Origin of the sequence: Nonomuraea sp. NPDC049400, from assembly GCF_044466425.1 — a bacterium.
Taxonomy (GTDB): Bacteria; Actinomycetota; Actinomycetes; order Streptosporangiales; family Streptosporangiaceae; genus Nonomuraea.
This window is the reverse complement of the sequence record NZ_JBITMP010000083.1, coordinates 25,041-32,076: the sequence shown is the minus strand read 5'-3', so window position 1 is coordinate 32,076 and position 7,036 is coordinate 25,041. Positions and strand designations below refer to the sequence as shown.

Below are 7,036 nucleotides of genomic sequence, written 5' to 3'. Positions count from 1 at the left end.
AACCAGCTACAAGGCCACCATCAGCATCAACATCCACATGCCCGATGAACCTTGACAAACCAGCGTGAAGCCAAACTAAACGGCATTGGGGCTAGATCTATACGGAGATCTGGCGCCGAAGTCGTCGGCGAAAGTGGTGGGCGCGTGCGTCCGCTTGGTACGCGCGCCGCCATGCCGACCAGTGAAGCGCCTGGCCAATGGCGTGATCGTCGCGGCCGATCCCGTTGAATAAACGGTTGAATAAACGGCGGATCTCGGCGATGCTCAGCCGAATCAGCCCTCGTTGCGGCAGGTAATACATCCGTAAATTTTGAGGGAGCGGGTCGCCGCGTCGGTGGTAGTGGCTGATCAGGGCTCGTGTCTGGTGGTGTTGCCGGAAGTGGGACCAGGCAGGACGTGATCGATGAGGTCAGCGGCGGGGCAGGATGAGGCGGGCGAACAGACGGCGGATCTCGGCGAGAGAGGGCGGATCGGCCGGGACCGGACCAGTGCGGGTTCTCCTGGGCTGGATGGGCCATTCCCTGGACGCTGGCGGGTTCGTCGTCGAGGTGGGAGTGGGTGACGGATAGGAACCCCAGGGCGAGCATGGCGGTGGTGACGTGCCGGTGCCAGCCATCCCACTTGCGGACCTGGTAATGGGTCAGGCCGAGCAGGTCCTTGCCGGTCTCGTTATTCTCCTCGATCTTCCAGCGCAGTCCGGCTACCGAGATCAGCTCGGTGATCGGGGTGCCGATGCGGGCGTGGGCGAGGAAGAGTTCCACCTCATTGGGGTCGCTGACGCTGCGCCTGATCAGGATGGTGTGAGCGTGGCCGTCGGCGGGTCGCTGCTCGGCCAGGGTGACCGAGAGCGTCGCCCAGTCGTAGACGCGGGCGCCATTGCTGCCCTGGCCGCACGAGCGGCCTTCCCACACGGCGGGGTTTGCCTGGGCCAGTAGCCGGACCTGCTGCGGAACCCCGGCCACCGCGCGCCTGTCGGCGTCACCGGCCCAGGACTCGGGCAGGTACAGGCGCTGGTTGATGAACGCGTGCCCGGCCGCGGAGGCGTAGGTGAGCTCTAGCACAAGGCGATGCCCGCGGTAGGGCTCAAACGAACCATCCTGCTGAGTAGGCGACAGCCTGAGTCTGCGGCGGCTTCCGCGTGACACAACGATGCCTCGGCGCTACTGGGCTGCCGACGTAAGTCCAGGCGCGTCGCCTTGGCGCCGATGTCAGACGCTGTACCGGGATGGTCGTCGGCGACGAGACGCAGCGGGGCCGGGCGCGGCTTCGTTCGATCGGCCGCCCGAACGCCGCTCATCGGGCTCTTCTCAGCCGACGCCGAGAAGTTCGCGCACCCGACGTGAGTCCCCCTTCAGCTCGGACGGGGCTCCGCTGAAAGTGATACGGCCTTTGCTCATGACCGCGACCTCGTCAGCCACATCCAGGGCCAGCGCGAGGTTCTGCTCGACGAGGAGGACGGTCACACCCACTCTCGCCAGCTCGGTGACGGCCTCGCCCACCGTCTTGATGATCGCGGGGGCGAGGCCGTCTGACGGCTCGTCCATGAGGAGGAGGTCCGGGTTGGTGACCAGTGCCCGGGCAATGCTGAGCATTTCCTGCTCGCCCCCGGACAGCTGCCCCGCGTAGTTCGTCCGGCGTTCGGCCAGCCCAGGAAAGAGCTCGTAGGCGCGCTTTGGCGTCCAGGCTGCGGCGTTGCCACCCCGTGCTGAGATTCGCAGGTTCTCGTCGACGGTGAGCGGAGCGAAGACTCGTCGCCCTTGCGGGACCAGAGCGATCCCCGCGCGAGCGATCTGATGCGTAGAGAGTCCGAGCAGATCCCGTCCTTGGAACTTGATCGAGCCAGTGCCCGGCAGCATGCCCATGACCGTGTGCAGGAGCGTTGTCTTGCCCACCCCGTTGCGGCCCAGCAGCGCAAGCACTCCTCCTCGCTCGACGGTGAGGTCGACGCCGTCGAGAACTCTCGTTCGCGGGTAGCCACCGGCTAGATTTGAGATCTCAAGCAGGCTCATGCGAGCGTTCCCGTCGTAGATCCGGCTTCCGAGGCCCCAGCCGAGCTCGAGGTGTCCTGAGTCGAGTCGGGGGCCAGGCCCAGGTAGGTGCGTTGAACGATCTCGGACGATCGGACCTCATCGGGAGTCCCGTCGGCGATGATCGCACCCAGATGCAGCACCGTCACCCGGTCCGCAACGGAGAAGACCACATCGAGATCGTGTTCGATGATCAGGATCGTGATGTCGCGCGGGATCTCACGCAGCAGGTTGACGAAGCTCGACGTCTCCGCAGCCGACATGCCCGCTGTCGGCTCGTCGAGAAGGAGCACGTCGGGCGCCAGTGCTAGCGCGAGCGCGATCTCGACCTGGCGTCGCTCTCCGTGCGACAAAGCCGCGACCCGCGCGTCGGCACGCTCCACAAGGCCGACCCTTGCCAGTGCCTCATGCGCAGCATCCACGACCCGGTGACTGTGTCTGCCGAACGGATGCCACGCGCCGCCGTGCCGACGCTGGGCGGCGAGGACAACATTGTCCCGCAGACTCATGGCGGGAAAGAGGCTGGAGTGTTGGAAGGTCTTCACCAATCCTAGACGAGCCCGCTGGTGGTCTCGCAACCGGGTGACGTCTCGTCCACTCAGCGACACGCTGCCCGAGCTCGGCCGCAAGGTGCCTGCGGCGAGGGCAAAGAGAGTCGACTTGCCAGCACCGTTGGGACCGATCACCGCTCGCCGCTCACCCATAGCGACGTCGAGGCTGACGTCGTCGACGGCGACGACCGATCCGTAGCGCTTGGTGAGCCCGGCAAGGCCCAGGGCCGTGTCGTTCATGCGCTCACCGCCGTGGCGGCGTCGGCACGCGAGGCGCGTCTGGGCCGCCCTGAGCCCGACGCCCCTATGCCGGCCAGGCCCCGGGGCAACACGTAGACCGCGACGACGAAAACGACTCCCATCACGAGAGGGCCGTGTCCTTCGAGGTCCTGGCCGACCACGTCAGTCATGTAGACGACGGCAGCGGCGGCCAGGCAGGCGCCCCACATGGACTCCATCCCACCGATGACGACCGCCAGAAGGAGGAGTCCGGCGAAGTGAAAGGACATCTGGCCCGGTGCGATGAATCGCGGAGCCTGCGCCAGGGCGATCCATCCGGCTGCGCCCGCGATCGCTCCCGAAATCACCCAGACGGCGTACTTGTAGTTGGCGGTCGGGTAGCCGAGACTGCGCATCCGCGGTTCGTTGTCGCGTATGCCACGTAGTGCCGACCCGAACGGCGACCGCACGATCACCAGCACGGCGCCGCCGAAGATCACGAACACACCGAGAGCTACCCAGTACACGTAGCCGCTCAGGACGACGGGATCAGAGCCCATGATCGTGAAGGGGCCGCCGGCGGACATTCCATCACTGCCGCGGGTCACATCTCGCCACTGGATCGCCAGGACGTGGAGGAGCTCGCCGATGGCGAGGGAAAGCATGAGGAAGAAGGTCTTGGTGGCTCGCACGGCGATCCATCCAGAGATCGCTGCGACGGCTGCTCCTGCCCCGACGGCGACGGCCAGTTGCAGCAGACCGTCACGAGCCACCTCGCGCGCGAAGATGGCAACCGCATAACCGGCCACTCCTGCGTAGCTCGCGTGTGCGAGCGATAGCAGGCCGGCATGCCCGGCCACGAGCGCCATCGACATCGCCAGCAGCGCGAAGGCCAGGATGTTGGTCAAGACGACGACCGTATAGACGCTCGCACCCGTAAGTGGCGCCAGCGCGAGCCCCACCAGGACGACCGAGGTGATCACTGGGGTGAGGCGGATCTTCGTAGGCTTCGTCATCGCGAAACCACCGCTGCGCTCGGGATCAGCCCCTGGGGACGGAAGGTCAGCACGAGGACCATGGCGCCGAACATGACGAACGAGGCCAGTTCGGGAGCCAACAGCACACCGAGGTTCTGCACCAAGCCGATCAGAAGGGAAGCCAGGAGAGTTCCCAGCACAGATCCGAGTCCGCCGACAACGATGACGACGAGAGCGAGCAGCAGGATCTGGTCTCCCAACCCTTGTGTGGCGCCCATGACCGGCCCTGCCAGCGTGCCGCCCGCGACTGCGAGCGCCGAAGACGCGGTGAAGGTGACCAGGACGACCTTGCGGACATCGATGCCGACCGCTTCCACCATCTGGCGATCTGCGACGGTGGCGCGGACCATGGCTCCCGCCGAGGTCCGCTCCAGGAGATACCAGACACCAGCGGCGACTATGGCGCCCAACGCGATGACCGCGAGACGATAGACAGGATAGGCGTTACCGAAAATCTGAGTCGATCCCGCCAGTGATCCGGGTGCGGCCACGGAGTAGTCGTCCTTTCCGAACACGAGAAGTAGCAGCTCGCTGATCACCAGCGCCACGCCCAAGGTGAGCAGCGCCTGGTCGAGGTGACCGCGCGCGACCAAGGGCGCGGTGGCGACCATAAGGGCGATGCCGACGAGAGCTCCCAGGATCAGGGAGACCAGGAGGGCTCCAAGGAAGCTGCTCCACGTGGCTGAGACCTCACCGCCGATGCGGTAACCGATGTAGGCGCCGGTCAGGAAGAAGGCGCCGTGGGCCAGGTTGAGTACGTCCAGGAGCCCAAAGATGACGGTGAGGCCGACGCACATCATGAACAGCAGCAGCCCCATGGCGACCCCGTTCAACAGGACGCCGGCGTTCTCGGTTATCCAATTCATGGGCACGTTCCTCGAGGTAGGTCGAGTGTGGTCGCAAGGGTGTGTCTGGCTCACTAGGCGCTCCCCGGGGGCGTCTCCGGGGAGGAGCTTCAGGTGCGGTCGGTGTTCATGCGTCTGGGTTCGCCTCGCCGGCGCTTTCGTTGTCGTTCAGGAGATGGGCGCTTCCGTTGGCGTTGCGCCCTACGACATGGGGTGCGTTGCCAGGGACGGTCGCCACCAGGATGGCCGTCAGGTCCTCGGGCGCCACCGCCGCCAACGCCTCGAGGATCACCGCATCGATGGTCGAGACCGTGCCTACTCGGGGCGCCGTCACCTCCAGCCGGGTGCCGTTGCCGTGCACGACGGGCCGGATGTATGCCTCGGCGAACTCGTTGACGATGCGGATGCTGTCGGGCTGTTGGCTCACGGTGGCGTATCCCTCAGAAGAACATGGACAGGTTGTGGGCGCCGAGAGTCGTCTGATCCATCTCGATCACTCGACGAGCGATGCGCAGTCCGCGTGGCCCATCGCGCAAGCAGTCGGTGCGTTGTGCAGAGATGAGGTCGAAGGCCACCGAGTCACCCCGACTGCGGTAGACCAGCTCGTTGGTCACGACGTCGAACTCATCCGCAGCCGCTCCCGGCGCGATCATCATGTTGGTGATGTAGTGACGGACGCGTGAGGGTGGCTGCTCGGACCACGCGAACTCGGTGTGAAGTCTGTCGATGCGGATCCGGAGGGTGTCCTTCGTGTCGTCGAATGCGCGACTCCGGGAGAACGACGCCTGGCCCTCCTCGCGGTTGACGCGGACCGGGATCTCGTACGTCGCGTCGTCTGTAAAGAGTTCGACCCAGTCCTGAAAGCGTCGTTCGTCGAGCAGGCGAGCCTCGTAGGAGAGGAAGTGTCGCACTCGTCGCTCGTCTTCGGCGGAGACCGTCGGCTCAGGACCCATGGCCGGCAGCGACCGGACGTCGTCATCGATGGTCGTCATCGCGATCACCGGCTCCGCTCGCCAGAGACGTAGGAGGCCCAGGTTCCCCACAGATTGCGGAAGTTGGAATCGCTCATGTACGGCCGCACGACCCTGCCGGGTCCGGGGAAGTCCTCCACCGGCTGCTGGTCCAGCCCCATCACATAGGGCAGCTCGACCTCTCGGATGGCGCTGCCCTTGAGCTGGTTGGTGATGTTGTTGAAGTTCTCCATGTCGTCCTGTTCGAACATCCCCCCGGGCCCGAACGCCAAGGTGTAGGCGCGATAGGCCTCTTCCTTGAACTCCTCGGAGGCGTCCCTGGGCAGCAGGCACCATGAGGTGAGGCGCATCCTGCCCGGGCCCAGCGACTGCGCCTGACGCATGGTGCAGAAGCGGACGCCCAACTCACCCGGGATGCGGCTGAATGGCTGACTGAGGAAGTTGAGGTTGGGGAACACCAGACCGACGGCGGTACGAACGGGATTGAAGGCCTCGCGCTGCTTCGCGGACAGCGACTTGTCGAGGCTTGCCACGATGTCGTCGGGATACCCGAGGAAGGGCGGCATGCCGGGAGTTTCTCCGAGTCCGATGCCATGTCCCTTGCCCGGGATGTGAGCGGCGTGGCCCACGCTGTGGGTCGCACCCGATGAGGCGAAATAGCCCAGGTGGAAGCCGAACTGGTGTGTGACGGGCGTGTGGTAACCATCGCCCGAACCGTTCTCGGCCCAGAGCTTCCAGTTGCAGTTCGACTCCCAGACGTCCGGCGGCCCGTAGACTTCGACGCCTCCCTCGCCTGGCTTCAGGTAGTAGTCGAGGTAGAACTGAAAGCCGCCGAGGAAGTCGGTGAGCGGTTCCACGTCAGCGTTGAGACTGCCGAAGATCAGACCTTCGTAGGTATCGATCTTGACAGGGATCAAGCCCCATTCCTTCTTTGCCAGCTGGTCGCCGTAGGCGTCCTTGTGGTACGGGACCGCTACCAGGTCTCCGTTGTTCTTGTAGACCCAGCCGTGGTACGAGCACCGGAAGTGGGAGGAGTTACCAAGATCGGACTTGCACATCTGGTTGCCGCGGTGGCGGCACATGTTGAGGTGTGCGTGGATCTCGCCGGCCTCGTCGCGAGCGACAAGGATCGAGTTGTCGGCGATCGATCGCAGAACGTAGTCGCCGGACTTGGGGATCTCGGACTCGTGGGCGAGAAAGTTCCAAACCCTGCTGAAGAGGTTTGTCTTCTCGAGCTCGTAGACGCCGGGGTCGTTGAAGATCTTCGCTGGGAGCACCCCGCGCTGAATTCCGTTCGCCACTCGTTCGACCAGGTTCATGGCTGCGGTCATCTCGCTTGTGACAGTCATTTGGCGTTCCTTCCCTCGGCGGGATCGTCGGCCGGGC

The 7,036-nt window shown here is 65.1% G+C and carries 8 protein-coding genes; all 8 read right to left on the bottom strand.

Features of this window, described 5'->3' with window-relative positions:
• Positions 1-26: 26 nt before the first annotated feature.
• Entirely contained in the window at positions 27-1,061 is a 1,035-nt protein-coding gene (locus ACIBVN_RS56655) for a hypothetical protein (RefSeq protein ID WP_397150546.1), read from the bottom strand.
• 246 nt (positions 1,062-1,307) lie between these two features.
• Positions 1,308-2,009, bottom strand: coding sequence for an ABC transporter ATP-binding protein (locus ACIBVN_RS56650; RefSeq protein ID WP_397150544.1), 702 nt, complete (start codon positions 2,007-2,009; stop codon positions 1,308-1,310).
• Positions 2,006-2,818, bottom strand: coding sequence for an ABC transporter ATP-binding protein (locus tag ACIBVN_RS56645; protein WP_397150542.1), 813 nt, complete (start codon positions 2,816-2,818; stop codon positions 2,006-2,008). Before ACIBVN_RS56645 ends, ACIBVN_RS56650 begins: the two co-directional genes overlap by 4 nt.
• Complete coding sequence (locus tag ACIBVN_RS56640; protein ID WP_397150540.1) at positions 2,815-3,759, bottom strand: branched-chain amino acid ABC transporter permease; 945 nt, start codon at positions 3,757-3,759, stop codon at positions 2,815-2,817. Before ACIBVN_RS56640 ends, ACIBVN_RS56645 begins: the two co-directional genes overlap by 4 nt.
• Positions 3,760-3,809: 50 nt before the next feature.
• Positions 3,810-4,700 (bottom strand): branched-chain amino acid ABC transporter permease, encoded by an 891-nt coding sequence (locus tag ACIBVN_RS56635; protein WP_397150558.1) that lies wholly within the window; start codon positions 4,698-4,700, stop codon positions 3,810-3,812.
• A 106-nt stretch (positions 4,701-4,806) separates the two neighbouring features.
• Entirely contained in the window at positions 4,807-5,106 is a 300-nt protein-coding gene (locus tag ACIBVN_RS56630; protein WP_397150538.1) for a hypothetical protein, read from the bottom strand.
• A gap of 13 nt (positions 5,107-5,119) precedes the next feature.
• Positions 5,120-5,671: an aromatic-ring-hydroxylating dioxygenase subunit beta gene (locus tag ACIBVN_RS56625; RefSeq protein WP_397150556.1), complete on the bottom strand. Its 552-nt coding sequence runs from the start codon at positions 5,669-5,671 to the stop codon at positions 5,120-5,122.
• A gap of 5 nt (positions 5,672-5,676) precedes the next feature.
• Positions 5,677-6,969 carry a Rieske 2Fe-2S domain-containing protein gene (locus ACIBVN_RS56620; RefSeq protein ID WP_397150536.1) on the bottom strand — a complete coding sequence of 431 codons (1,293 nt, stop codon included), beginning with the start codon at positions 6,967-6,969 and terminating at the stop codon, positions 5,677-5,679.
• Positions 6,970-7,036: the final 67 nt, after the last annotated feature.